20 protein-coding genes are annotated in these 26,302 nt (G+C 53.6%); 17 read left to right on the plus strand and 3 right to left on the minus strand.

The features are described from left to right. Window positions 1–66 precede the first annotated feature (66 nt). The 6 genes from EDM56_RS16710 to EDM56_RS16735 all read left to right on the plus strand — a co-directional run bounded on the left by EDM56_RS16710 (window position 67) and on the right by EDM56_RS16735 (window position 6,045). Window positions 67–267 (plus strand): cold shock domain-containing protein, encoded by a 201-nt coding sequence (locus EDM56_RS16710; RefSeq protein WP_122919004.1) that lies wholly within the window; start codon window positions 67–69, stop codon window positions 265–267. 71 nt (window positions 268–338) lie between these two features. Continuing rightward, window positions 339–1,535: an amidohydrolase gene (locus EDM56_RS16715; protein WP_122919005.1), complete on the plus strand. Its 1,197-nt coding sequence runs from the start codon at window positions 339–341 to the stop codon at window positions 1,533–1,535. Window positions 1,536–1,664: 129 nt separating this feature from the next. Further along, the gene (locus EDM56_RS16720; protein ID WP_122919006.1) at window positions 1,665–2,756 is read left to right on the plus strand and encodes a YheC/YheD family endospore coat-associated protein; all 1,092 of its coding nucleotides are present in this window, start codon (window positions 1,665–1,667) and stop codon (window positions 2,754–2,756) included. A 101-nt stretch (window positions 2,757–2,857) separates the two neighbouring features. Then, window positions 2,858–3,697 carry an alpha/beta hydrolase family protein gene (locus EDM56_RS16725; protein ID WP_122919007.1) on the plus strand — a complete coding sequence of 280 codons (840 nt, stop codon included), beginning with the start codon at window positions 2,858–2,860 and terminating at the stop codon, window positions 3,695–3,697. A gap of 95 nt (window positions 3,698–3,792) precedes the next feature. Further along, the gene (cimA, locus tag EDM56_RS16730) at window positions 3,793–5,418 is read left to right on the plus strand and encodes a citramalate synthase (protein ID WP_122919008.1); all 1,626 of its coding nucleotides are present in this window, start codon (window positions 3,793–3,795) and stop codon (window positions 5,416–5,418) included. A gap of 87 nt (window positions 5,419–5,505) precedes the next feature. Then, window positions 5,506–6,045: an ECF transporter S component gene (locus tag EDM56_RS16735; protein ID WP_183192475.1), complete on the plus strand. Its 540-nt coding sequence runs from the start codon at window positions 5,506–5,508 to the stop codon at window positions 6,043–6,045. Window positions 6,046–6,099: 54 nt separating this feature from the next. Here EDM56_RS16735 and EDM56_RS16740 read toward each other — a convergent pair whose 3' ends face one another. From EDM56_RS16740 to EDM56_RS16750, 3 genes are all read right to left on the minus strand, one after another. After that, complete coding sequence (locus EDM56_RS16740) at window positions 6,100–7,245, minus strand: MFS transporter (RefSeq protein WP_122919010.1); 1,146 nt, start codon at window positions 7,243–7,245, stop codon at window positions 6,100–6,102. A 130-nt stretch (window positions 7,246–7,375) separates the two neighbouring features. Beyond that, a complete protein-coding gene (locus tag EDM56_RS16745) occupies window positions 7,376–7,606 on the minus strand; it encodes a DUF1128 domain-containing protein (RefSeq protein WP_122919011.1) in 231 nt (76 codons plus the stop codon). A 24-nt stretch (window positions 7,607–7,630) separates the two neighbouring features. Beyond that, complete coding sequence (locus EDM56_RS16750) at window positions 7,631–10,123, minus strand: U32 family peptidase (protein ID WP_122919012.1); 2,493 nt, start codon at window positions 10,121–10,123, stop codon at window positions 7,631–7,633. A gap of 295 nt (window positions 10,124–10,418) precedes the next feature. On the opposite strand from EDM56_RS16750, the gene EDM56_RS16755 reads away from it, so the two are divergent. From EDM56_RS16755 to EDM56_RS16805, 11 genes are all read left to right on the plus strand, one after another. Further along, window positions 10,419–11,402 (plus strand): helix-turn-helix transcriptional regulator, encoded by a 984-nt coding sequence (locus EDM56_RS16755; RefSeq protein WP_122919013.1) that lies wholly within the window; start codon window positions 10,419–10,421, stop codon window positions 11,400–11,402. A 269-nt stretch (window positions 11,403–11,671) separates the two neighbouring features. Next, on the plus strand, window positions 11,672–12,853 hold the full coding sequence (locus tag EDM56_RS16760) for an ROK family transcriptional regulator (RefSeq protein WP_122919014.1): 1,182 nt from the start codon (window positions 11,672–11,674) through the stop codon (window positions 12,851–12,853). Between the two features lie 148 nt (window positions 12,854–13,001). Next, a complete protein-coding gene (locus tag EDM56_RS16765) occupies window positions 13,002–14,093 on the plus strand; it encodes an extracellular solute-binding protein (protein WP_122919216.1) in 1,092 nt (363 codons plus the stop codon). Window positions 14,094–14,187: 94 nt separating this feature from the next. Further along, window positions 14,188–15,264 (plus strand): ABC transporter ATP-binding protein, encoded by a 1,077-nt coding sequence (locus EDM56_RS16770; protein ID WP_122919015.1) that lies wholly within the window; start codon window positions 14,188–14,190, stop codon window positions 15,262–15,264. 13 nt (window positions 15,265–15,277) lie between these two features. Further along, window positions 15,278–17,005 carry an ABC transporter permease gene (locus EDM56_RS16775; RefSeq protein ID WP_122919016.1) on the plus strand — a complete coding sequence of 576 codons (1,728 nt, stop codon included), beginning with the start codon at window positions 15,278–15,280 and terminating at the stop codon, window positions 17,003–17,005. A 21-nt stretch (window positions 17,006–17,026) separates the two neighbouring features. After that, window positions 17,027–19,495 carry a PIG-L family deacetylase gene (locus tag EDM56_RS16780; RefSeq protein WP_246009416.1) on the plus strand — a complete coding sequence of 823 codons (2,469 nt, stop codon included), beginning with the start codon at window positions 17,027–17,029 and terminating at the stop codon, window positions 19,493–19,495. A 37-nt stretch (window positions 19,496–19,532) separates the two neighbouring features. Next, window positions 19,533–21,041 (plus strand): argininosuccinate lyase, encoded by a 1,509-nt coding sequence (gene argH / locus EDM56_RS16785; protein ID WP_122919017.1) that lies wholly within the window; start codon window positions 19,533–19,535, stop codon window positions 21,039–21,041. Then, window positions 21,041–22,030 (plus strand): N-acetylglucosamine kinase, encoded by a 990-nt coding sequence (locus EDM56_RS16790; RefSeq protein ID WP_122919018.1) that lies wholly within the window; start codon window positions 21,041–21,043, stop codon window positions 22,028–22,030. The genes argH and EDM56_RS16790 overlap by 1 nt, the downstream gene beginning before the upstream one ends. Before the next feature lie 15 nt (window positions 22,031–22,045). Further along, the gene (locus tag EDM56_RS16795; RefSeq protein WP_122919019.1) at window positions 22,046–22,774 is read left to right on the plus strand and encodes a PIG-L deacetylase family protein; all 729 of its coding nucleotides are present in this window, start codon (window positions 22,046–22,048) and stop codon (window positions 22,772–22,774) included. A gap of 144 nt (window positions 22,775–22,918) precedes the next feature. After that, a complete protein-coding gene (locus EDM56_RS16800; protein WP_122919020.1) occupies window positions 22,919–24,529 on the plus strand; it encodes a response regulator transcription factor in 1,611 nt (536 codons plus the stop codon). Next, entirely contained in the window at window positions 24,526–26,298 is a 1,773-nt protein-coding gene (locus tag EDM56_RS16805) for a cache domain-containing sensor histidine kinase (protein WP_122919021.1), read from the plus strand. The genes EDM56_RS16800 and EDM56_RS16805 overlap by 4 nt, the downstream gene beginning before the upstream one ends. The last annotated feature ends 4 nt before the right edge of the window (window positions 26,299–26,302 follow it).

A 26,302-nucleotide genomic window follows, 5' to 3' on the forward strand; every position in this document is an offset into this window, starting at 1 on the left:
TTCGCATTCGCCGCATAGATTGGAGCAGAAGCAAAACGCTTTACAAAGCAAGGGAGGCACAAGATTATGCAAGGCAAAGTGAAATGGTTCAACAAAGACAAAGGGTATGGTTTTATCGAGCGTGAGGGAGGCACAGACATTTTCGTTCATTACACTGCGATTGTTGGCAACGGGTTCCGCAACCTCGAAGAGGGAGAGAACGTCACCTTTGACGTCGTCAACGGGCAACGCGGTTTACAAGCCGCCAATGTTGTAAAAAATTCGTAGTTTCCAAATAAAAGGAACATTTGCTATCATGAAAGGGATGAGCTAGGATTCGGAAAGGAGTGCCATTGTAAATGAGTTCACTACTGTCACAGCTAAAAGAGCATATTCACGATATGGAAGCGCAAATGGTCGAATGGCGTCGTCACTTTCACCAATATCCGGAACTTTCCTTTCATGAAGTAAAGACACCTGCCATGATCGCCGATATTTTACGCGGCTTGGAACTAGATGAAGTGCGGACGGGTGTCGGCGGACGCGGTGTCGTCGGCGTTTTGCGCGGGGGACAGCCGGGCAAAACAGTCGCGATCCGCGCTGATTTCGACGCCCTGCCGATTCAAGATTTAAAGGATGTCCCGTACAAATCAAAAATACCTGGCGTCATGCATGCTTGCGGCCATGACGCCCATACCGCCACTCTGCTCGGGCTGGCCAGCGTGCTGGCTGGACATCGGGCAGAGATCCCCGGCACAATCGTCTTCGTGTTCCAGCATGCGGAGGAAGAGCTGCCCGGCGGTGCCAAACAGATGGTGGAAGACGGTGCGCTGGACGGCGTAGACGCGATTTTTGGCGCGCATCTCTGGTCTTCTGCTCCGGTTGGGGAGGTTTGGATAGGCTCGGGGCCGGTAATGGCCAACGCTGACGATTTCACTATCAACATCCAGGGCAAAGGCGGCCACGGCGCCATTCCGCAGCAGACGGTGGACTCCATCGTCATCGGCTCGCAGATCGTCATGAATTTGCAAACGATCGCAAGCCGCAATGTCAGCCCGCTTGACAGCGTGGTCGTGACGGTCGGTACGTTCACTGCGGGCGACAACTTCAATGTCATCGCGGACACATGCCGCATGACGGGCACGGCGCGTTCCTTCTCCGCTGAGGTGAGGGATCGGGCAGAAGCGCGTATCCAGGAAATCGTCGAAGGCACCGCACGCATGATGGGCGGAAGCGCTACTGTGGAATACACGCGCGGCTATCCGGCCGTCATCAATACGGAAGCGGAAGCCGAGATCGTTCGCCAGTCCGCAGTCGAAGCGGTTGGCGAAGCGGCGGTGAAAACGGTTGAGCCGACGATGGGCGGCGAAGATTTCTCCTATTACTTGCAAAAAGTGCCTGGCGCATTCGTCTTCATCGGCGCCGGCAATCCGGAAAAAGGTGCCGCATACCCGCACCATCATCCCCGTTTCGATATCGATGAGAGATCGATGGTGATTTCAGCAGAGGTGCTCGGAAAAAGCGCTCTGCACTATCTCTTCACGAATCAAGCGTAATACGACAAGCGCTCTGCTGTTTGTAAGCAGGGCGCTTTCCTATTTGACGCCCATTCCTGCGTTTGGCAGAAACGAACCCTCATCCGTCGACATAAGCTATCACTGGGAGGAAGGGGTGTTCTTCGGGGAATGAGCCAACCATACATCGGCATTTTAACTTGGAGGAACGGGACCCGCTTTGGCGAGCCAGCTTTTTTTCGCCGTCTGATCCGTGCGGGACAGAAGCTCGGCGCTACGGTTTTTCTTTTTTCACTTCAGGATGTGGCATTGGAGAGAAGGCGGGTGCGAGGCTTCGTACCAGACGGAGTGGGAAAATGGAAGAGCAAATGGTACCCTTGGCCCGACATCGTGCTGGATCGCTACCGCTACTATCCGCTGAAACGGCACGAGGCGTATTTGCCGTTTCGGCAGCAAAATTTGTTTCGCTATGCCAACAGCCGATTCGCGAACAAATGGAAGGTGCATCAGATGCTGTGGGACGACGGGCGCATGCGGCCCTGGCTTCCGGAAACGTTCGCTTATGAGAGGGACCAATTGGAACAGATGCTCACCCGTCATCGGTTGCTTTATGTGAAACCGAGCAATGGCACGGGGGGAAGAAGCATCCTGCGCATCGAAAGCACCCCGCACGGCTATCTGCTGTGGGGCAGAGGGAAAAAGCAAAACAAGGAGCAGCTTGGAATCAAAACGAAAGCGGAGCTGTGTACATTCATTGAATCGTGGATTCAGACAGAACGTTCTGGCAACGAAATTTTTCTCATTCAACAGGGGCTTGAACTCAACCTGATCCCGGATCGGACCGCGGACATTCGGCTCTTGATCCAAAAAAATAAGACAGGCGAGTGGAAAACGACAGGGATTGGGGCGCGTATCGGCGCAGCCCATAGCTCAACGTCCAATCTGCACGGCGGCGGAAAAGCGATGGCGGCGTTTGACTTCCTCGTCGAACATTTCGGCGAATCGGAGGCGCAGCGAATCATTAGCGAATGCCGGTCGATGGCCAAGTTGGCCGTTCATGCGATTGAGGAAAAGTATGGACAGATGGTCGAATTCGGCATGGATATCGGGGTGGACACGAGCGGGCATGTCTGGTTGATCGAGTTCAATCCGAAGCCGGGCCGCGAAATTTTTCGTGAGCTGGGCGATATGAAGCGGTACGAGGTGGCAATCAGGCGCCCGCTTGAATATGCGCTCTATTTGTTAGATCAAGAGGGCGCGTAGTATGATGGAGGAAAGAAGAGGCACTTTCGCGTAAGGGAGCGGGTGCCTTTTCCTTTAAGCAACTCTCATTCGAAATAAGCGAGAGGAAAGGGCGATCGGTCATGAGTGGACAAGCATTTTTGATTGAAGCGGGAGAAAATCGTACAATTCGCGGCAACGTGCATGACAATGGACAGGCAGCAGGAGGCGCGAAACCAATCTTGATTTTTTGCCATGGCTTCAAAGGGTTTAAAGATTGGGGCAGCTTCCCGTATGCATGCGAGCAGCTTGCCCATCGGGGAATTACGGTCATCCGGATCAATTTTTCCCATAACGGAGTGGGAGAGACGGATTTTGATGAATTGGACAAGTTTGCGATTAATACCTATGAGAAAGAACTGGAGGATTTGGCCACGGTCGTTGGGGAGTTGAACGCAGGTAGGCTGCCGGTGCCGCAAGAGGCTGACAAAAACCAGCTCTTTATCGTGGGACACAGCAAAGGCGGAGGCGACGCCATCTTGTTCGGGGCCCATCACCCGCAAGTGAAAGGAATCATTACCTGGAATGGCATCGCGGATGTCAACCTGTTTGATGCAAGACTCAGAAAAGAGATCGCAGAAAACGGCGTAGGCTATATCGCGAATGCGCGGACTCGCCAGCAAATGCCGATCACGCAAGCAGTCATCGACGATGTCGATCGCAACAAGGAAGCATATGACCTGCTGGCAAAAGTAAGAGAAATGGAGCAGCCGCTGTTGATTGTGCAAGGCGATGCCGATTTTGACCGGCTGGTGGAAGGGTCAAAACGGCTGCATGCTGCAGATGCGGACAGTCGCTTGCATGTCATTGCCGCAGGCGATCATGTCTGGAATACGCGCCATCCGTTTGCCGGAACGACTCCGCAGCTGGAGGAAGTCATCGAGGTGACATCCAACTTTATCCAAGATATTTCTCACCCTTAACATTTTGATATGTGGTATACTTGTAGGCAGCACTTAACTACTAATTAGTAGAAGATTCAAACAATTTTGCGAATAATGAGTTGGAGTGGAGAAAAATGAGAGACAACAAAATCCATCTGTACGATACCACTCTGCGCGACGGGACGCAGGGTGAGGGGATCAGTTTATCTGTAGAGGACAAAGTAAAGATTGCGATTCGCCTCGATCAGTTCGGGATGGATTTTATTGAAGGCGGATGGCCGGGCAGCAATCCGAAAGATATGGCTTTCTTTGATCGGATGAAAGAAATGAAGCTTAACCATGCGCGAATCGCAGCATTCGGCAGCACCTGTCGTCCAAACGTGGCTGCCGATGAGGATGCCAACCTGCGCGCGCTGATCGATAGCGGCGTCACGGTGGCTACGATTTTCGGGAAATCATGGGACTTGCACGTGACCGAAGCACTGAAAACGACGCTGGACGAAAACTTGCGCATGGTGGGCGATTCCGTTCGCTTCCTCAAAGCAAACGGACTGACGGTCATTTTTGACGCCGAGCATTTCTTTGACGGCTATAAAAACAATGCGGCGTACGCGGTTTCCGTATTGAAAGCGGCTGAGGAGGCGGGCGCGGATTGGGTCGTGCTGTGTGACACGAATGGCGGCAGCCTGCCTGATGAAGTGTTTACGATCGTCTCTGCGGTTGTACCGCAGCTTGCAGTTCCGCTGGGTATCCACGCACATAACGATGGCGAGCTGGCGGTAGCCAATACGCTTGCAGCGATTCGTGCCGGAGCGATGCAGGTGCAAGGGACCGTTAACGGGATCGGCGAACGCTGTGGAAACGCTAACCTCGTCTCCGTCATTCCCAACCTGCAGCTGAAGCTGGGCTACTCCTGTGTGTCCGAAGAAAATTTGGGGCAGCTCACCAAGCTATCTCGCTATGTAGCGGAAATCGCCAACATGTCCATGCCAAACAACCAGCCGTTCGTCGGCAACAGCGCGTTTGCCCATAAAGGCGGCATCCATGTGAGCGCGGTCTTGAAAAACCCGCAAACGTACGAGCACATGGAGCCTGAGCTGATCGGCAACCGCCGCCGCGTGCTTGTTTCCGAGCTGGCTGGCCAAAGCAATCTGCTAGCGAAAGCAGACGAGCTGAATGTTTCGTTTGACCAGGAGAAGGCGGAATCGCGCGAAATGATCAAGCTGATCAAGGAGCGGGAATACCAAGGCTACCAATACGAGGGCGCAGAAGCGTCGCTATCGCTTTTAATGCTTGAAGGCACAGGCAAGCTCAATGAGCTGTTCTCGCTCGAATCTTTCAAAATCTTCATGGAAAAGTCGCCGGAGCGTTCCATCTTGTCCGAGGCAATGGTCAAGCTGAACATCAACGGGCAAATCATGCATACGGCCGCGGAAGGGAATGGACCGGTCAACGCGCTTGACCACGCGCTGCGCAAGGCATTGGAAAATCATTTCCCTTGTCTGGGCGAAATGCATCTGACCGACTACAAGGTGCGCGTTCTGGACGAAGGTGAAGCGACTGCCGCCAAAGTACGCGTCTTGATCGAATCCGCGCGTAATGGCGAGAAATGGAGCACGGTCGGCGTTTCCACCAACATCATCGAAGCGAGCTGGGAAGCGCTTGTGGACAGCGTGAGATACTTGCTGTGGAAAGAAGGCTGCGAGGCGCAAGAACCTGAAATTCAAGGCGAGTTGAAGGTCGGAATCGCGAATCACTAAACATATGGAAAAAAGTGCGAAAATGTTGAGGCCGAGTCGTTTGACTTGGCCTTTTTGCGGGTAAACAAAAAGAAGGGAGGGATGGGGATGCTACGACCGTCATATAAGAAGAGAACATGGATTACGTTGGCGGTCGCGACGCTGCTCTATTCCTTGTTTTCTTACGCTACATCTGACATTGAAATTGCCAACAACAGCTTCCGGCCGGCGATCGCGCTGCTCAGCGCCTTTGCGGGTGTCTATGGGCCGGTGTACGGGTTTATCGCCGGCTTTTTGGGAAATATCGGTGTTGATTGGCTAAATAACCAGTTTTGGTGGAATTGGAGCCTGGGCAACGGAATCATCGGGCTGCTCTGCGGGCTGATGGTGTATGTGCCGGAGTATCCGCCAAAAGACGGGAAGCTGACCGCTATGCAGTGGGTCATGTTTCTAATTTTCATTATGGTCGGCAATTATGTCGGCTTGACATTCGCAGCTGTTCTGGATGTGCTGCTCGACCGCATTCCCTTTCCACAGGCTGTGTTCGGCAGTGCAATTACGCCTGCCACCATTAATTTCCTTTCATCCCTCGTGCTAGCTCCTCCCTTGCTGATGATTTTGCTGAACTGGAGAATGAAAGAAGACTAAAAAGACCACGTTCCCGTCCGAGTGGAAAATGCCTGGACGAAAACGTGGTCTTTTTTAGTTCGCTGCTTCGACGGAACGGCTGCGCAAAAACAAGCTGAACAGCAAGCTGGCGAATGAAAGTCCAGCCATCATCAGAAAGAGGGAGGAGGTGCCGAAATGATCCAGCACCCAGCCGCCCAACACCGACCCGACCATTCCGGAAATACCGAAAAACAGGATGGCGAGGACGGTTTGGCCGGTCGATTTCCATTCTTCCGGCACGACTTTGTACAAATACTGGATGGCCGCTGTGTAGAAAATGACAAACGTGATCCCTTGCATCAGCTGCAGCGCAACGATTTGTTCAGGGGTGACTGCGAGTGAACAAAGAAAATACCGAATCGTGTAACAAGCTGCGGCAAGCGAAATCAGCGTCACTTCTTTCATCCGGTTCAAAAACCAGAAGCTGATCGCAAAAAATACGACTTCGCTCACAGCATTCCAAAACCAGGCCTGGCCGACCAAGCCGGTAGACCCGCCCAAGCTTTGGATGGCGACGCCGAGAAAGTGGTCGTTCATCCGATGGGGGAGCGCGGTCAGGAACACCAGCGCAAAAAACCAGAGCGTTTTTCGGTACGTGAAAAATTGGCCCAACGCCCGCAGCGAGACAGGTGTGCGTGCTGCAGTCACATCCGGCAGAAAAAAACAGGAAAGCACAGTGGCTACACCAAAGATCGCGAACAAAACAGCGAGACTGCCCATCCCATATCCGTCAGCCACATAACCGGTGATCAAGGATGCGGTGGCGTATCCGATAGCACCGTACATGCGGATCGAACCGAAGCTGATGCCGCGTTCTTGGGAAATGCGGTAATTGAGGCTTTCGGTCAATGGATCGGTTGGCAAAAAGAAAAAGTAAAGCAGAACCGTCAACAGCAAAATGGACGTAAAGGCAGACAGCTGCAAAAGAAGGACGCCGAGGCCGATGGACAATAGCAAAATCAGCAAAATCACTTTTTTCACCGTTTTGTATCGGTCGCTGATGATACCCCATAGCGGCTGGGAGATGATCCCGGTTAACGCGCCGGCCCCGATGATAATACCGATTTGGGCGGCGGAAATGCCTTGGGACGAATAGTAAATCGGCAAAAAGGAAATGAAGATCGACAGCAGGGAAAAGTAAAAATAGTTATAAGCGCGAAGCGCGTAGATGGACGTCACACGCAATCTCTCCTAGTAGAAAACTTGGCTGCGCCATGCTTGCGATGCAGCCTTGGGAACATCTGTATCAAAAAGGCTTTCTCCCGCAATGCTGCAAGAGAAAGCCTCTGTTTTGTACCGAAAAATCTCGTTAGCCTTGTTTTCTCATGCCACCCAGCTCTTCGACGATCAGGGTCATCTCATTGATACTGAAATTGGCTTTTTTCTGCACCATGTTGTACAGATACAGCAAATCTTCATAGTTGGCGAGATCGAAATCTTCGGGCCGCATAACAGCGGTGTTGGCCATGTTCAGCTTGGCCTTGATCCCTTCGATGATGATCGCCAAATTTTCTTGTGTTGCCTGGTTCAAATCTCCCATATGATTCTCTCCCTTTCCGCTCGTTTATTTCGTCAGTTGGCCGCGGGTTACGCCGAGCTGATTGGTCGCCTTCAGCGTCCGCCAAACCTGGGTACCGGTAATTTCGCCGCGCATCGCTTGGCGGTACAGACGGATGACTTCCTGGACGCGCTCCGCTTCCTCTTCAAGGAATTCGATGCGGAAGCTGCCGACGCCAAGATCCATGAACTCGCGCAAATACTCAGCGCCCGATTGGTCAATCGCGTTGTACACGGTATTGCGGCAACCGGTATCCACACGCACAGGGTGAGAGAAGCCAACGCGGTCCTTCAGCGAGATGCGGGATTCTTCACACGGCGTTCCGCAGTTCGTATGGTCGGTCCCCTCGCTCAAGAATGTGCAGTACACGCAGTGCTCAGTGTGGAACATCGGCATGTGCTGGTGAATGACGACCTCCATGTTCGGCGAATCGGCATTCCCCAGCAGATCGACCATTTGTTGGATGTTTAAATCATACGAAGCGGTTACGCGTTCCATACCGCTCTCGAGGAAGAGGTCGACTGTTTTATGATTGGACACGTTGAGTGAGAAGTCACCGATCAGCGGGATGGAGATCTCATCTCGACGCGACAGATAGTAATAGAGCGCGCCGGTATTGCGGACGAGGATCGCATCTGGCTTCGCTTTTGCGATGAGCGCAAGCACGCCATTCTCGTCTGGCATATGGATGCGCATGGTCGCCAGGGCGATCTTTTTGCCGAAGCGATGAGCAAGCTTCACCGCATCCGGGTATTGCTTGACGAATTCGAAATCCGCATACAGGAAGTCGACATCGGTTTGTGCAGCAGCCTCGATTTGTTCGAGCGAGCGGCAAAGGGCAGTCAAAAGCGGCTGCTTCCGATTTTTCACCAAATGGCTGTCAGCGTATGCGTCCACGTTCCGTTTGGTATACACGGGCGGCACCGAGCGCAGCGTCGTCAACTGCTCGACAGCTTCCCGGCGCATCCGGTTGAGCTCGCTCATCGGAACGATCACATCTCCCGTCAGGTCGACCGTAAGCTGGCCAGGCTCAAGGTAATACAATGTTCCGCCAAGGCGGCCAAGCTGATCATGGAGCGATTCGTGCGTCAGTGGGCGCTTCAGCGCAGTTTCCAGCAGGGGCTCCGATTGGATGCTCACGGCGTGGTTGGTACCGAGGTCGACCCATGTCGTTTTCAAATGTTCGCCAGTCTTTCCGCTAACATGGACGGCGAGTGGGAACGTCTGGTACGGCTTTTCGGTTTCAAACGTTTTGCGCAGACGCTTGTTCAATTCAGGGTCATTCGTTTTCCAGACGCGGTCGCCAACGTGGATGCGCTTCAGGTTAACGTCATTGCGGCCCATCACGATTTCATACTGTCCGCGCTCGACCTCGCCTTCCACCTTGCGCCCTTTCGTCAGGATGTCATAGACACGTCCGCCTTCTTCTTTCTGAGTTGGGTCACCTGCGTCAAACACGATCCCGTCGCCCCGCTTGACCGGAGAGTCCAGCTCAACAAGGATAGCGGTTGGCAGCACTTTTTTCACTGTGCCTAAAAAGACACCGCGACTTTTCGGGAAGGTTCCGTCCAGCAAGGTTTTGTTGTTGGTACCGTCCAAAAAGCCGTGTGTAAAGCCGCGCGAAAAGCTTTGCTGCAGCTCACGGAGCTCGACCTTGCTCGGCTTGGCATCGACACCATCAAAATATTTATCGATGGCCGCGCGGTATTTGCTAACCACATTCGCGACGTATTCAGGCGATTTCAAGCGACCTTCGATTTTAAAAGAGGTAACACCCGCCTCGATCAGCTCCGGTACGATATCGATCGCGGCCAAATCTTTCGGGGAGAGCAGGTACGCTACGTTGCCCATCGGCTTTTCTACGCCATCGACCATCAGATCATATGGCAGGCGGCATGCTTGTGCGCATTCGCCGCGGTTTGCCGAGCGCCCGCCCCACATTTCTGATGTCAGGCACTGACCGGAGTATGAGACACACAGCGCGCCGTGGACGAACACTTCCATCGGCAGCTTCGCCGTGTCACCGATTTTTTTGATTTCTTTCAGCGAGTTTTCGCGTCCGAGTACGACACGCTCCAAATCGAACGGTTTGGTGAATTCCACCGCTTCCGGAGAAGTAATCGTCATCTGGGTGGAGCCGTGGATCGGGAAATCAGGCGAAATCTCGCGAATCAATTTCACCAAACCGAGGTCCTGCACGATCAGGGCATCGACCCCAGCGGCCATACAGGCTTCCACAAGCTTGCGAGCCTCATTCAATTCGTCTTCAAACACCAGAATATTAAAGGTAACAAAGCCTTTCACACCGTACAGGTGCAAAAACGCCATGATTTCCGGCAACTCATCCATTTTAAAGTTTTCAGCCCGGGCGCGGGCATTGAACTTTTCTACGCCAAAAAAGCAAGCGTTGGCGCCATTGGCAACTGCGGCCTTCAAACAATCCCAATTACCCGCAGGAGCGAGCAACTCGATATCTTCTCTTCTAATGATGTTCTGCACGTTACAAAATACCTCCATACTAGGGCAGTCTCTCACTATCATAGGGAAAGTAAGGTAGAAAAAGCAAGGGAAGAAGTTGGACAATCGAGAGTTGGGACAAAATCAGCCGCCAACTTTACTTTACGAGCATTCTTCCTTTCGCAATAACGCAGACAGGTGCTGCAAGGAATTCGCTTCGAAATTGTGGAAGTAGATGTAAGCTTGTTAAAAGACGGCTGCAAGTATAAGGACAGTCAAACCCACTCGTTTCAGCCTGTGGCTGTCGGTGCCGGTCGTGAAAGGAATGTATAAGAACATGTCAAAAGCAGATAACATGCTTTCCATCTTGTGGCTCCTGAAAGTGGGCAAACGAATGACTGCCAAGCAGCTGGCTGAAGCGCTTGAGATCAATATTCGCACCGTGTATCGCTACATCGACGCGCTTTGCGCTAGCGGCGTACCGATCGTTTCGGACCCTGGGCATTACGGGGGCTACAGCCTTCTGTCTCAATTTACGGAAGCTCCGCTGTTTTTTCATCTTGATGAGCAGAAAGCGCTGATTCACGCAGCGGTTTTTGCCCAGGAAGCGGGCTATCCGTTCGGCGAATCGTTGGAAAACGCCGTTTCCAAGCTGAAGCGGTATACGAATGAGAAGCAACTTGAAACCATCAACCGCCATATGGTCGGCTTCGATGTCATCAAACCGCCGCCCGACTCGTCATTGACCGATTACCTGAAGGAGCTGGAGCTGTCTGTGGCCGAAAGCTGTACGCTTTCGATGGATTATCAGACGAGCAGAGAGCCTTTGCCCAAAAGCCGGCTGATCGATCCATACGGGCTGGTCAATTGGAAAAACAAATGGTATGTCGTGGGCCATTGTCATTTACGCGACGAAATCAGAAGCTTTCGCGTCGATCGCATTCGCGCACTCATTCGGACGGAAGCGAGTTTTGTACGGCCGGAAGATTTTTCCGCCCGGCATTTTTTCATGAAAAGCCTGCTGCCTGATCCGACAAAGCCGGACAACCTGGTCTCGGTTCACATCGTCGGCAAATCGCAAGCGCTTGATGATCTGTGCAATCATTGGATGCTCGGTCACATCGTCATCGAGCGTTCCGAGACGCACGTTCACCTCAAGCTTGATGAACAAATGATCCAATCGCTGGCTCCCTATTTCCTGCTCTCTTATGGAAAGGCGATTCGGGTAATCGAGCCCCTTCAGCTAAAGGAGCGGATGGTGGCGATCGTCACAGACCTGCTAGATTTTTACCAACTTGATGACAGCGAGAAACCCCACTGATAGGTTTTGTCAGGAAAGTACGTTTATAGTAGAGAAGAAACGAGTATCTTTCCCAAAGGATAGTTGGGAGTTGCTCGTTTTTTGCTAGAATCGAGGTTCGATTACGCAAAAGCAGGAACGTGTGTTTGCGACGTGTGGGCGTATCGGATTTTTCTACAATTAACAATAAATGTATAAAGCAAAATAGTTTGACTATTGGAAAAAGCAGGGTGTATAATCTGGGTAACTTTGTTAGTTATAATTACTAATTTTGGTGGTGACAACATTCGGTGACGGAGCTGAAGAAAACTGGGGGCACCAAACGAGTCAAAAAGTTAAATAAGGAAGCCATCTTGGAGCAGGTGATCGCAGGTCAGCAAATATCCCGCGCCGAAATCGCCAAACAAACACAGCTGAGTCGCCCGTGCGTATCCGCACTGGTAGACGAGATGATACGAGAAGGTTTGCTGCATGAGATCGGGATCGGCGATTCCAAGGGGGGACGCAAGCCAATTTTGCTTGCTTACAACTACCAGGCATATGCGATCGCGGGCGCCGTTTTTGAGGGCTCGTATCTGCAGATGGCGATCGCCAATCTCAAAGGGGAATTCATCGCCGAGTCGCGTATGCGGCTCAAGCAGTCGACAGATGGAAAAGCGCTGATCGCGGACCTGGACGCTGCCTTGAGACATCTGTTGAAAGAATGCGGCTTGACACGCGACCGTCTGCTAGGAATAGGCGTCGGTTTGCCGGGCATCACCCAGAGAGGGACGGGGACCGTCAGCTATTCGCTGTCCACCAGCTGGATGGGGCTGTCAGTGCAGCAGGAGATGGAGCAGCAGCTCAGACTGCCTGTCATCATTGATAACGACGTTAATATGATGACAATGGGCGAGTATGCAAAAGGGGTGGGCGTCGACTCATCCAATTTGGTCTACATGTACGTGGGCACGGGAATCGGGGCAGGGATTATCCTCGACGGCCAGTTTTTTCGCGGAAGTCGCGAGGCGGCAGGGGAAATCGGTTACATGATGATCGGTCCTGTACATAATCGGCACGGCGAGGAACTGGGCGTCTTTGAACACAATTATTCCGTGCTGGGCATCAAGGAAAAGGCGAAGGGGATTCTCTCGGGCTTGGAAGAAGGCCAGAGCGTCATCGAGCGGCTCGCCTGGCATGCCGACCAAGGCAATGAGGAAGCGGAAGCGCTGCTTGCTGACATTCATCGGCACTGGGCATTCTGCATGGCCAACATCATCAGCGTCCTCAACCCGGAGCTGCTGATTTTGAGTGGAGAGATGATCCATCTCGATGAAAGAGGGGGGGAGCGGATTCGCAAATGGCTGAGCGAATGGGTTCCAGTCGTTCCCCGCATCGAAAAAGCAAGGTTGGGGGAGAAAGCAGGTCTGGTCGGCGCGGTTCACAGCGTGTTGGAAGCGTTTCCGTCCGCCAGATTGCTTGATAAAGTGTAACAAAACGGTCGTGACCGTTTTTCCCCTCTCATCGGGGGACAAAAGTGCTGACGCAAGCGGTCACATCCAATCTAATGAAAAACGTGAGACGTTTTTCAGAAAAAAAACAGAGGGGGAGTTTGGTGTGAAGAAGTGGATTTTTGGTTTGATGGCAAGCTCATTGGCGCTTGCAGTCTCTGCATGCGGCGGTGGCGGCGAAACGGCAAAACCGCAAGACAATGGCGGGGCAACGCCGGCGACACCGGCAACCACGCAGCCAGAGGCACAGCCAGCTGCGTCTGGCGATCCGCAGAAGTTGGTCATTTATACGGGTCGTGACAAAAACATTTTTGAAATCGTTTTGCCAAAATTCAAAGAAAAGTACCCGAACATTGAAGTGGAAACGTTGGAAATGGGTGCGCAGCAAATTTTGGAGCGCGTGCGCGCTGAGAAAGCAAACCCGCAAGCTGACTTCTGGTGGGGCGGTACGCAATCCGCGCTGGCGACAGCAGCGAACGAAGATTTGCTCGAGCCTTACAAGCCTACGTTCAGCGACAAGGTTCCTGACCTTTACAAAGACAAACAGGATCGCTGGTACGGGGAGATGCTGCTGCCCGAGGTCATCATGATCAATCCGCAGGCGATCAAAAAAGAAGATGCGCCAAAAGACTGGGATGAGTTGCTCGATCCGAAGTACAAGGGCAAAATCGTGATCCGCAACGTACTGCCATCCGGCACAATGAGAACCATCTACTCCGCGATGATTTTCCGTCAAGGTGCGGATACGCCGGATAAAGGCTATGACTGGTTGAAAAAGCTCGATGCCAATACGAAAGAATACACGCAAGACCCGACCAACCTGTACTTGAAGCTGGACCGTCAAGAAGGCGCGATCTCCCTGTGGAACCTGCAGGACGTCCTCTTGCAAAGCAAGAAAAATAACCATCCGTTTGATTTCGTCTATCCGGCAAGCGGGGCACCAATTTTGGTGGACGGCGTAGCCTTGGTCAAAGGCGCCAAAAACATGGATGCCGCGAAAAAGTTTTATGAAGTGCTGTTCAGCCCAGAGGTTGCGTCCGTCTTGGCTAAAGATCGCTTCCAGTTCCCATCGCGCACCGACATCAGCAAAGACGACCTGCCTGACTTCATGAAAAATCTGGAGTTGAAGCCGCTGCAGCTCGATTGGGATGTCATGGCATCCAAGGAAAAAGAGTGGATGCAGTATTGGGATGAAAACATCAAAGGCAAGGGCGGCAAATAATCGATTGTAGCAAAAGACTAGGCGGAAGGGCACTTCCGTCTAGTCACATTCATTTTTTTCTCATTTTCCACCGTGATGGCAAGGGAGGGTTCCCATGAGCAGTGTAACATTGGAGCACGTAAGCAAGCGCTTTGGCAATGCGAAAGGCGTGGCAGAAGTAGACATTCATATCGAATCCGGAGAGTTTTTCACATTTCTCGGCCCGAGCGGCTGCGGTAAGACGACGACGCTGCGGATGATCGCAGGTTTTTATTTTCCGAATGAAGGGCGAATCCGCTTCGGCGGCCAGGATGTGACGTCATTGCCGCCCCACAAGCGCAATACGGGGATGGTGTTTCAAAATTACGCACTGTTTCCCCATATGACCGTGGCGGAGAACATTGCGTTCGGGCTGCAAGTGCGCAAGATGCCCAAGCATGAAATTAAGGAACGCGTCACAAAAATTCAGCAGTTGGTACGACTTGACAGCTATGGCGACCGGCGCGTCGACCAATTGTCGGGCGGTCAGCAGCAGCGTGTCGCGCTGGCAAGGGCATTGGTCATCGAGCCGCAAATTTTGCTTCTGGATGAGCCATTGTCCAATCTGGATGCGAAATTGCGTGACGAAACGCGCCAGGAAATCAAACGACTCCAGATGGAGCTGGGCATTACAACGATTTATGTGACACATGATCAAGCGGAAGCCATGTCCATGTCAGATCGCATCATGGTCATGCAGGGAGGCGAAGTGCAGCAGATCGGAGCCCCGCACGAGATTTACCACCAACCGCTCAACCGCTTTGTCGCATCCTTCATCGGCGAAACCAATCTGCTGGAGGGAGTCGTCGAATCCGTCGAACGTGGAATCGTGCGTCTTCGCATTACTCCCGAGGTGGTTTTGTCCGGTCTGGTGCAAAACGCCTCGCCCCGATGCAAACTTGCGGCGGGTGAAAAAACGACCGTCTCGATCCGGCCGGAAACGATCCAGGAAGCAGCCGATTCCGCTGGTGAGAACATCGTCAAAGGAACGATACAGTTCGCCGAGTTTACCGGTTCCTCGACGCAGTACGTGACGAATGCGGGCGCATTTTCGCTGCGAAGCATGATGATCAGTCAAGGCAAACGGGTGAAACAGCGCGGCGAGGAGATCTTGCTACACATCCCACATGAGCATGTCTATTTCGTAGGCTAAGGAGGGGAATGCCATGAAGCTGGAACTAGAAAAGCAGCCTGTCGCATCCAGACGACTTTCCCTGACCGCCTCGCCTTATTTCGTTTACGTCCTTGTCGCGCCGCTGTTTCTCATTTTATTGGCCTATGTCATCTACCCGTTGTTTGAAACGTTTATCGCCAGTATTAAGGTGGATGAGCAAATCACCTTCAAAAACTACCTGAAGTTTTTCAGTCTGGAGCATACCGCTAATCTGGAGGCGCTCTGGACCAGCATCTACATTTCCGTTCTGAGCGTGATCACCTGCGGCATCGTCGGCGTCGGACTGGCATTCTTGCTCGAGCGCTACGAGTTTCCCGGACGCAAAATTCTTTCGGTACTCGCATTGGTGCCGATGGCATTGCCGCCGCTGATCGGTGTGCTATCGTTTACGTTTTTGTACGGAGAGAGCGGGATCGTCCCGCGCGCCCTAAAAGAGTTGTTTCATCTTCAGCAGGTCCCGTTTTCGTTAAAAGGTATTTGGGGTGTGCTAGTGGTGCACACCTTCACGATGTATACGTACTTTTTCATGACGGCGCAAGCGGCAATCCGCGGGCTCGATCCTTCTCTTGAAGAGGCGGCTGCGAGCCTGGGCGCCAATCGCTTCACCATCTGGCGCCGCGTGATCATCCCGATGCTGACGCCAGCGATCGTCGCCTCATCGCTTCTCGTGTTCATGATCGCGATGGCATCCTACACCGCACCGCTCATCTTTGGGATCGACCGGACGATGACGATGCAAATTTATTTGGCGCGGACCAATGGCGATCTCGATATGGCGGCGACGCAGTCGACGATCTTGTCTGTCGTGTCAATCGCATTTTTGCTGATCATGCGCTGGTACCAGGGAGCGCGCAATTACCAAAACATGAGTAAAGGAATCAGCGTCCATCGCACCGAGATCAAGAGCCAGGCTGGTAAGTATATCTCGATGCTATTGTCCTTCATCGCGACGCTCATCCTCATGCTGCCGATCCTGGTATTGGTGTTGATTTCGTTCTCTGTCGATGGCACATGGACCGTACAAATTTTGCCGCCGCAGTATACGGCAAGCCATTATATGGATTTGTTTACCGATAGCAAAACATGGAAGCCGATCGCCAACAGCTTGAAGCTGAGCTTGATCGCGGTAGTCGGAATCATTATTTTCGGCGTAGCTGCAGCCTATGCGATGGTGCGCCTTCGTTTCCGCGGCAAAACACTGATGGATGCGCTCATCATGCTGCCATGGGCGCTGCCAGGCACTGTGGTAGCGATCAATCTGATCGCGGCATTCAATCAGCCGACGGTGTTCAGCTTCGGGCAGGTATTGATCGGAACGTTCTGGATTTTGCCGCTCGCCTATTTTGTCCGCCATCTACCGCTAGTGTTCCGTTCTACTTCGGCAACGCTGATGCAAATGGACGGATCGGTGGAGGAGGCGGCGCGTAATCTTGGCGCATCCTGGTGGTACAGCTTCCGCCGCGTCGTTTTCCCGATGGCACTAGGAGGCGTGCTGGCCGGCGCGCTGCTTGCATACGTGCAGTGTATCGGCGAATTCGTCGCTTCCATCCTGATTTTCACCACGAGCACCACACCTTTGTCTGTCGCTGTTTTTCAGCGGATGTACAACTTTGAATTCGGTACGGCCTGCGCTTATGGCGTTCTGCAAATCATCGTGATCATCGTCGTCCTGTTCATCGCCCAAAAGCTGACGGGAGACAAGGCGGGCACTGCCGTGTAAGGAAAAAAGGAGGAGCTTCACGTGGGGAACAGTGAAGGCAGTACGAGGAGTCTGCATGGACTGATCGATCTATGGACGGCGATCAAACCGCTGTCGACGATCGCGAGCGCGATGAATACAGGGGCGCATCCCGATGATGAGCACAGCGCGATGCTCGCGTATCTTTCATTAGGAAAAGGTGTGAGCACGTCGAGTATCATAGCGACGCGCGGGGAAGGCGGTCAAAACGAGATCGGCTGCGAGCTGGGCAATGCGCTCGGGATCATTCGCACGAGAGAGCTGGAGGAAGCATCCAAAGCGTGCAACGTGACGCTTGGGGTCTTGAGCGAGTCACCGGGTGACGCGATCCATGATTTCGGCTTTTCCAAAAGCGCGGATGAGACGTTTCGGAAATGGGGGGAAACCGTCGTCTACGAACGGCTCATCCGCAAAATCAGAGAGCTTCGCCCCGATGTCGTCATCCAAACGTTTTTGAATGAACCGACCACGCACGGGCACCACCGGGCGATTGCGATCTTGACGAGCCGCGCTTTTACGGATGCCGCCGATCCGCTCGTGTTTCCCGAGCATGAGGAGAAAGGGCTCAAACCGTGGCAAATCAAAAAGCTTTATTCCCCCGCGGATGCTGACGATTACCATGTGGCCGTCCCTGTAGGGGATTACGATCAGACATATGGAGCATCTTATCTCCAGCTGGGAGAAGACGCCCGCTTCATGCACAAAAGTCAGGGGATGGGGGTTCATTACGATGAAGGGCCTACCTCCAACTACTATAAGCTGGAATCATCGATTCACCCTGTAAAAGACCGGGAGCCGGATTATTTCGACGGAATCGCTTTTACGTTTGAAGATCTGGCATTGGAGATTGCGGCACTGCATCAGCAGCCAGCCGTGATCAAATCGCTTCTGCGACTTCATGCGGATGCGGCGGAAGTGCTCGCGGCTTATCCGCGGTTCGCACAGGTTGCGTTCCGCGTTCACCAGATGAAAGCCACGCTTGCGGATGCGATCGAGGTAGTCCGGCAATCCGGTTTGACGGAGGAGGCAAAGGTCGATGTCCTGCACAGGCTGTCCGTAAAGGAAGCGCAGCTGAACAGAGCGAGCAGGGAGGCACTGTCACTCGTCGTTAAGCTGAAGCCGGAGTCGGGCGAGCTGGTCGCGGGTCAGACGACGCGCATGGCGGTCACGGTGTACAACGGTGGTTCGATCGATGTGCTCGATCTCAAGCTACGCTTGCAGCTGCCGGAAGATTGGCGGTCGGAACCGCTAACAGAGGTCCACATCCCCAAATTGGGCTACAACCAGACGGGAAGTGCGACATTTGAAGTGATGGTTCCCGCAGCTGCCAACGAATTCCGGCCGTACGAGCCGCCAGCTGCTGTCGCGGTGGTCCAGTATGCCGCATTCGGTACCGAGAGCTTCATCCGCGTTGCACCTGACATGCAGGTGGCCGTTCTGCCAGCCTACTCCTTGACGCCGAGCCCCGCTGCCACGATTCTCAACACGCTGCACGCCTCTGAGGAGATCGATGTCAAGGTAGCTGTAAAAAACTACCGTTCCGATCCGTCGCGAACGGTGATCACGCTTGACGTTCCCAACGGCTGGAGCGTAGAGCCTGCCACATGTGAGCTGTCGTTTTCCTTCCAGGATGAAACCAAATCGGCAGCGTTCACGGTAAGGCCGGGTTCAACCGTCGAAAACGGTCAGTACATGATTCGGCCGATCGCCCGTCTGACGGATGGAACGATCGTGAGCGACAAGGATGTACGGGTGATCGAGTACCCGCACATTCGCCGGACGTATCATATTCAACCGGCCCAATTGACGATCCAGGCATTCGATTTGCGCATTCCGCACAACCAGCGAGTTGGCTACGTGTCGAGCGGTTTTGACAACATCGACCGCTATTTGCGCCAGATTGGCGTCAATTGCGTCAATCTCGAAGTGAACGAAATCCAGTACGGCGATTTGAGCCAGTATGATACGATCGTGCTGGGCATACGGGCATACGGCTTTTTGCGCGAGCTCACCTGCTGCAATCAACGGCTCATGCAATATGTAGAGAACGGTGGCAACCTAGTCGTCCAGTACCACAAGCCGGAAGACAAGTGGAAAAAGGAGCTGGCGCCCTATCCGATCGTCTTGGGCGAATCGTTGATCGACTGGCGGGTGACCGATGAGAATTCGCCGATCACCGTGCTCGCACCCGATCATCCGGTGTTCCATACGCCAAATCTGATCACCGCCGACGACTGGCGAAATTGGGTGCACGAGCGTTCGATCTACAATCCGGCCCGATGGGGCAGTGAATATTGTGAGCTGATCGCCACCAGCGATCCGGGAGAGCCGGAATTCCGCGGGATTTTTCTCACCGCGCCGTATGGGAAAGGAACCTATACTTACAGCTCCTTGGCCTGGTTCCGCGAAATTCCCGCTTTGGTACCGGGGGCGATCCGCATGTTCGTCAATATGATCAGTTTAAAACGATAAAGCCGTAGGGCCAATCAGTCGGGAAGGAGTGGAAACGATGAAAGGTAAAGAGCAAATATTCCAGCAGGAGGGGGAGCGGTTTCCTGGGAAAACCTACACGGAAGCCGTGCTCGCTCCGGCGTTCAACGAGGCGAAGGTTCATCTGCTCGGGCCGATGATGGCCATTAACAAAGCGCATCTGATCATGCTTCGCGAAACGGAGCTGCTGCATGAAAACGAAGCGCAAGCGATTGCACGGGCCATTCATTCGCTTGATGTGGAGGCGCTGCGTCAGGCGGTGTATACCGGCCAATTCGAGGATCTGTTTTTTCAGGTGGAAGACGAACTGCTGAAAGCGGCCGGCGACATTGCCGGCAATCTGCATTTGGCCCGCAGCCGCAACGATATGGGTGTTACGATCTACCGCATGGTGCTGCGTGAAAAACTGCTTGTCGCGCTAAACTCCGCGCTATTGCTCAAGGAGCAGCTGCTCGCGTTTGCAGAGGAACACGCGGAGACAGTGATGATCGGCTACACGCACACCCAACAGGCGCAGCCGACTACGATGGCACACTACATCATCGCTGTTGTCGATTCGCTTAGCCGCGACATCGAGCGATTGACCAACGCTTACCGAACCTGCAATCACAGCAGCATGGGGGCGGCTGCACTGACGACATCCGGCTTTGCGATCAGCCGGGAGCGTATGGCGGAGCTGCTTGCTTTTGACGGGTTGGTGGAAAACTCTTATGATGCGATCGGCGGTGCCGATTATTTGGGCGAAGCGGCGTCAGCGACGCAATTGGCTGCGATCAATCTCGGGCGGACCGTGCAAGACTTTTTGACATGGTGCACGGCCGAGTTCGCCGTTGTAAAAGTGGCGAGCCCCTATGTGCAAATCAGCTCGATCATGCCGCAAAAACGCAATCCCGTCTCGTTCGAGCATATGCGCTCCCTGCTGTCCAGCGCGGTGGGAAATGCGGGAACTGTACTTACTATGATGCACAATACGCCATTTGGTGATATCGTGGATACAGAAGATGACATGCAGCCATACGTATGGCGGAGCCTTTCCGTTCTGGAGCAGATGTACCGCTTGCTGGCATGCGTGATCGGCACACTGGAGGTCAACCGCGAAGGCTTGCTGGAGCGGGCAAAAGGCAGCTTTGCCACCGTGACGGAGCTGGCAGATACCCTGGTGCGGACGGATGGGCTTTCGTTCCGCAATGCCCATCACATCGTCAGCCATGTCGTGAAGGCATCGGTCGCCCAAGGAATCAGCGCGAACCAGATCAGCCTTGCCATGGTCAACGACGCTGCACAGGCTGTGCTCGGCCACGATCTCAAGCTGACGGAAGCACAGCTGTCCCAGGCACTCGATCCCGTTCATTTCGTCGCAATCCGCTCGCTACCGGGCGGCCCCAGTGCGAAAGAGATGAACCGTATGATCGCCGTGAGAAAACAAAAGCTCGCCAGCGAGCGCACCGATTGGGAAGAGCGGGTAAGTACCAACGCGGCTGCACTCCGTTTACTGGACGACACTATGGCCGAATGGAGTGGCGCGTAATGGCCCGCATCCAGATTCCGCTTTTGGCAGTGGACGGCGGTGGAACCAAATGTCTAGCCGTCTTTGCGGAAGCGGACCGCTCGTTGCTCGGGACAGGACGGGCAGGTTCCTGCAACTACCAAGGAATCGGTGAGGCGGCTGCCAAACAGGAAGTCATCAAAGCTATTCGGGCTGCGATGCAAGAGGTGTGTCAGCGAAAGGGAATCGTAGCCGGACAGGCGGAATGGGAAGTCGCGTGTGCCGTCTTCGGTCTGGCTGGCCTTGATACCGGACGCGACCGCGAGATTATCCAGCAGATGGTGGCAGCGGCACTGAGCGAGCTTTCCATTCAGGTGAACGATCTGATCGTGGAGAACGATGGGTTCGCTGCCCTGCTGGGAGCAACAAAAGGAGGAGCTGGTATCTTAGTGATCGCGGGCACGGGCTCCATCGCCTACGGCATTAATGGGGCTGGCACCACAGCGAGAGCCGGCGGGTGGGGACACCGTGTCGGCGACGAAGGGAGCGGCTACTGGATCGGCAAACAGGCCGTTCAGGAAGTACTGCGCGCCGCAGACGGCCGATCGGGCGTGACGCAGTTGACTGGTCTGCTCCTGACACACCTTGGTCTCGATCATGTCGAGGCGCTTTTCAACTGGGCGTACAGCCCTGATTTTTCCGTAGAAAAAACGGCTGATCTCTCCCCGCTCGTCTCGCTCGCGGCAGAAGCGGGCGACATCGCAGCCGTGCGGATTTTGCAAAAAGCGAGCGAGGAGCTGGCGTTGGCTGCCCAGTCGGTCATCACAAAGCTTGCGCTCGGCGAGGTGCCATTCACCATGATTTTGCAGGGCGGCGTGCTGCAAAAGCACGACTTGCTGCGGGGAATGGTCGTGGAACAAATCAAAAGCATCGCGCCAAAAGTCCAGATCGATATGGAGAATCATGAGCCGATTGACGGTGTCATTGCAAAAGGCTTGGCCTATCTCGAAAAGCGCGCACAGGCGCAATAGCTTGAGGTGTATGAAATGAAACGGTTGCTGTTTATTTTTCCCCATCCTGACGACGAATCGTTTGCCTGCGCCGGAACAATGGCCAAGTACCATGAAGCCGGGCATGAGATTTTATTGATTTGCGCTACGTTCGGCTGCAAAGGAAAGCCGGGCGGCTTCACCTTTACGTGTAGGGAAGAGCTGGCAAACCACCGCAAGCAGGAGCTGCTACAGGCGGCACGTGTGCTCGGCGTGAACGAAACAATCTTTTTCGGCTATCCAGACGGAGGGCTTGCCGAGGTGGACGTAGCGGAGCTCACCGCGCGTATCCGCGCTTATCTACTCGAGCTCAAGCCGGACATCATCGTGACGTTTCCACCGGATGGCGTCACGGGTCACCCGGATCATATCGCTCTCTCCCGCGCGACGGAACAAGCCGTTTTGCAGGTGGAGCAGACGAAACCATGCGATTTTTACTACGTCTCCATCCCGAAATATTACGACCATTGCGCAGATCAAGGTCCCAAACCGGCCGTTCCGATCACCGGCAAGGTTGACGTTTCCCGTTATCGGGAGCAAAAAGCGGAGGCGCTGCGCGCACACGAAAGCCAGATCTACTCGGTCAATCGCGCCTATCCGGGCGTGATGCAGGGGGATATCGGCGTCATCTGCCACTATGAATACTATACGCTCATACGCTCCCACGGTGAGCCGATCGAACCGAAACCGTGCGGCGGGGAGATTCCGGTCATCGAACTGGTCTAAACCGATTTGAAGGTTACTGCCACCTGCAGCCCTTTTTCACAAAGGGAAGCAGGTGGTATTTTATTTGCTTGCATGCGAACCCGTCGCTGGAGAAGGTGGATTGATTTCCGATGGAGAAAAATGGATAGTGGGGAGGTGTGGGCCATGTACAGACTCATACTCGTGGACGATGAAGAAGACGTCCGTCAAGGCGTCTGCGCAGAAATCGATTGGGAGGCCTGCGGATTTCAGATCGTCGGCACGGCGGAGAACGGCAAAGAGGCGACGGAATTGATCGAACGGCTGCTTCCGGATTTGGTGGTCACCGACATCAAGATGCCTTTCATGGACGGGCTTCAGCTGGCCGAATGGGTTAAAGCGCACGATCCGACCACCAGAGTCATCATATTAACCGGATTCGACGAATTCGAGTATGCGCAAAAAGCGATCAAGCTGCAGATCGATGAATATGTGCTCAAGCCCTTTTCCACGAGTGAGCTGATCGACGTGCTGGAAAAGGTAAAGGAGCAGATGGACGCGGAAGCGAACCAAAAGAAAAACGTCGAGCTGCTTTTGGAAAATTACCGCCGCAGCTTGCCGATTTTGCGTGAGGCGTTTCTGTCATCCTTGGTCACGCGCAAGCTGATGTGGGACGAAGTGTACGAAAAGGCAGCGCGCTACGATATCCAGCTGCATACGGGCCCTTATACCGCGGCCGTCATCTCGCTTGATCACAGCGAAAAGCGGGACGACGAGATGCCGTTGTTTGCGGTGAAAAACATCGCGGAAGAAGAAATGAACGAGAAAGCAGCGGGAATCGTCTTTTTGCATGATGACGCGGTGGTTCTCCTATTTTCCTTTGCGCAGCAAAGCAATGGTGAAAACAGCGGGATGCAGCGAATCGTGTCGTTTCTTGAACAAATACGTCAGAATATTTCGAAATATACAGGGTATTCCGTTTCGGTTGGGGTCGGTTCGCTCGCACACGACCTGGCTGCAATCAGTGATTCTTACGAAGGCGCTCGGTATGCGCTCGATTACCGCACGCTGCTCGGCATGAATCGTGTGATCTGCATCGATGATCTCGAACGCCGCGCGCTTGATCGACTTCACTTTGATGAGCGGATGGAAGTCGAGATTGTACGCTGCATCAAGCTGGGGACGATCGACGAGATGCACACATGCGTAGAGCGAATGTTTGCCGATATTGCGGATCAGCAAGCATCGATCCGTGATTTTCAGCTGTTTTTGCTGGAATGCATGACCACGATCGTGAAGGCAGCGCGAAGCGCGGGGGTGGAAGCGGATTTGGTATGGGAAGAGAAAACTCCGTTATTCGCCCCGATCCAGCAATTTCGCCAGCTGCAGGAAGCAAAAGACTGGATCATCGGCATCTGCACCCATATCATGGGCGCGATTGCGGCTGGCCGGCAAACCGGCTACAAACAGCTGGTGGAGCAGGCGCGACTGTACACGCGGGCGCATTTTCACGATCCGGAGCTGTCGATCCAGAAAGTTTGCCAGGAGCTGCACATTAGCACCGGGTATTTCAGCAGCATTTTTAAAAGAGAGACCAAGCAGACGTACGGCGGTTATCTGCTGCAGCTGCGAATGGAAATGGCCCAGGAATATTTGCGCACGACCGATTGGAAAACGTTTGAGATCGCCGAAAAAGTCGGGTATCCCGATTCCAACTACTTCAGCTTTTGCTTTCGCAAACATGTCGGGATGACGCCGAAAGACTACCGCAACGGCGCTAGAGGCGTGCAGCCATGAGTAAGGGGTGGGACCGCGCGCTTGACCTCTTGCGGATGCGAAGCATCCAGTTCATCATCACGGCCTCGTTCACGTTCGTCACGGTTCTGGTCATGCTGTTTGTCGGGGTGATGCTGTACAGCAAGTTTTCCCAGACGGCAGAGCAGAATGCGTACTTGTACACCCAGCAGACGATCGAGCAGGTCAGCTACAATCTCGACCGCTATTTGAACGACATGACTGGCATTTTCAATCTGGTCGAGGAAAAGGTGGTCCGCAGCCAAAATATACCGGACAACAAGCTGACCGAGCAGCTGGAAACGATCGTGGAGACGCGGGATGACATCGTCTCGCTGGCCGTATTCACCCAGCAAGGCGAGCTGATCAGCGGTGTTCCGTCGCAAGCGATGCGCAAAAACACCAAGCTTGTCGAGCAGAGCTGGTTCGCACTTGCACAGGAAAATCCGAAAAATCTCTCATTCTCACTCCCGCACGTCCAAAATCTGTTCAAAGGGCAGTACCCCTGGGTCGTTTCGATTAGCAAAAGCGTGACGATCCACAAAGACAACCAGCAAATTCCGGGCGTACTCCTGATGGACGTGAACTTCAAAACGATCGACGATCTGAGCCGGAAGGTCAGCCTCGGCAAGAAAGGCTACGTTTACATCATCGATCTGGTCGGCAATATCGTCTATCATCCGCAGCAGCAGCTCATCTATGTCGGCTTGAAAAACGAAAACCGACTGCTCCCCTTACGTTACTCTTACGGCAGCTATCCCGACGATTCCGCAGAAGACAAACGATTGATCACGATCAAAACAATTGACAACATCGGCTGGAAAATTATCGGCGTCTCCTATATGGACGAGATTGTCACGACCAAGAAAGAGATCAGCGGTTTCATTTTTTGGCTGTTGATTGTGGTCGTCATCATCGTATTGTTCTTGCTCAGCTATTTGTCGGCGCGCATTTCAAGGCCGATCAAAATGCTCGAGCGATCGATGAAGCAGGTCGAATCCGGCGATTTGACCGTTGCGGCGAGCGTGAAAGGAAGCCATGAGGTGGAGCAGCTATCCCATCGTTTTAACCTGATGGTCGCGCGCATCCGCCAGCTGATGGATCAGATCATCGAGGAGCAGGAGGCCAAGCGAAAGAGTGAGCTTGAAGTTCTGCAAGCCCAGATCAATCCGCATTTTCTATACAACACGCTCAACTCGGCCGTACGGATGGCAGGCGTCGGCAAAAAGGAGGAAGTGATCACGACGATCACTTCGCTGTCCAAATTGTTCCGCTTGTCGCTCGGCAGAGGCAAGCCGATCATCACCGTCGCGGAAGAACTTGAGCATATCCGGCATTACCTGATCATACAGAAGATGAGGTACAAGCAAAAATTCGAGTATGAGATCGAAGCCGAAGAAGCGGCGCTTGGCTGCCTCACGCTCAAGCTCTTACTGCAGCCAATTGTGGAAAATTCGATCTACCACGGGATCGAGCAGATGGCAGATCCGGGCTTCATCCACATTCGCGCAGCAATAATAGGGGAGCGCATTTTGTTCCAGGTGAGCGACAACGGCTTGGGCATGCGCCCTGACGTTTGCGCGCAAATTTTGCAGGGGGAGCATCAGAGCAAAGGGGGATCAGGGGTTGGCGTCAAGAACATTCATGAGCGTATCCGCCTTTACTACGGGGAGGCATATGGCGTTTCGATTGAAAGCGAAGAAGAGATGGGAACGGTTGTGAGCATATGGATACCATTCATCGAACCAAAAGGCGAAGAAGAATCAGCATAAGCGT

The organism is Brevibacillus fluminis, from assembly GCF_003710825.1.
In the GTDB taxonomy this organism is placed as follows: domain Bacteria; phylum Bacillota; class Bacilli; order Brevibacillales; family Brevibacillaceae; genus Brevibacillus_D; species Brevibacillus_D fluminis.

Excerpts from the sequence above, each read along its gene's own strand:
- EDM56_RS16710 (WP_122919004.1), top strand. The coding sequence starts at position 67 with ATGCAAGGCAAAGTGAAATGGTTCAACAAAGACAAAGGGTATGGTTTT.
- EDM56_RS16715 (WP_122919005.1), top strand. The coding sequence starts at position 339 with ATGAGTTCACTACTGTCACAGCTAAAAGAGCATATTCACGATATGGAA.
- EDM56_RS16720 (WP_122919006.1), top strand. The coding sequence starts at position 1,665 with ATGAGCCAACCATACATCGGCATTTTAACTTGGAGGAACGGGACCCGC.
- EDM56_RS16725 (WP_122919007.1), top strand. The coding sequence starts at position 2,858 with ATGAGTGGACAAGCATTTTTGATTGAAGCGGGAGAAAATCGTACAATT.
- cimA (WP_122919008.1), top strand. The coding sequence starts at position 3,793 with ATGAGAGACAACAAAATCCATCTGTACGATACCACTCTGCGCGACGGG.
- EDM56_RS16735 (WP_183192475.1), top strand. The coding sequence starts at position 5,506 with ATGCTACGACCGTCATATAAGAAGAGAACATGGATTACGTTGGCGGTC.
- EDM56_RS16745 (WP_122919011.1), bottom strand. The coding sequence starts at position 7,606 with ATGGGAGATTTGAACCAGGCAACACAAGAAAATTTGGCGATCATCATC.
- EDM56_RS16755 (WP_122919013.1), top strand. The coding sequence starts at position 10,419 with ATGTCAAAAGCAGATAACATGCTTTCCATCTTGTGGCTCCTGAAAGTG.
- EDM56_RS16765 (WP_122919216.1), top strand. The coding sequence starts at position 13,002 with ATGGCAAGCTCATTGGCGCTTGCAGTCTCTGCATGCGGCGGTGGCGGC.
- EDM56_RS16770 (WP_122919015.1), top strand. The coding sequence starts at position 14,188 with ATGAGCAGTGTAACATTGGAGCACGTAAGCAAGCGCTTTGGCAATGCG.
- EDM56_RS16775 (WP_122919016.1), top strand. The coding sequence starts at position 15,278 with ATGAAGCTGGAACTAGAAAAGCAGCCTGTCGCATCCAGACGACTTTCC.
- argH (WP_122919017.1), top strand. The coding sequence starts at position 19,533 with ATGAAAGGTAAAGAGCAAATATTCCAGCAGGAGGGGGAGCGGTTTCCT.
- EDM56_RS16790 (WP_122919018.1), top strand. The coding sequence starts at position 21,041 with ATGGCCCGCATCCAGATTCCGCTTTTGGCAGTGGACGGCGGTGGAACC.
- EDM56_RS16795 (WP_122919019.1), top strand. The coding sequence starts at position 22,046 with ATGAAACGGTTGCTGTTTATTTTTCCCCATCCTGACGACGAATCGTTT.
- EDM56_RS16800 (WP_122919020.1), top strand. The coding sequence starts at position 22,919 with ATGTACAGACTCATACTCGTGGACGATGAAGAAGACGTCCGTCAAGGC.
- EDM56_RS16805 (WP_122919021.1), top strand. The coding sequence starts at position 24,526 with ATGAGTAAGGGGTGGGACCGCGCGCTTGACCTCTTGCGGATGCGAAGC.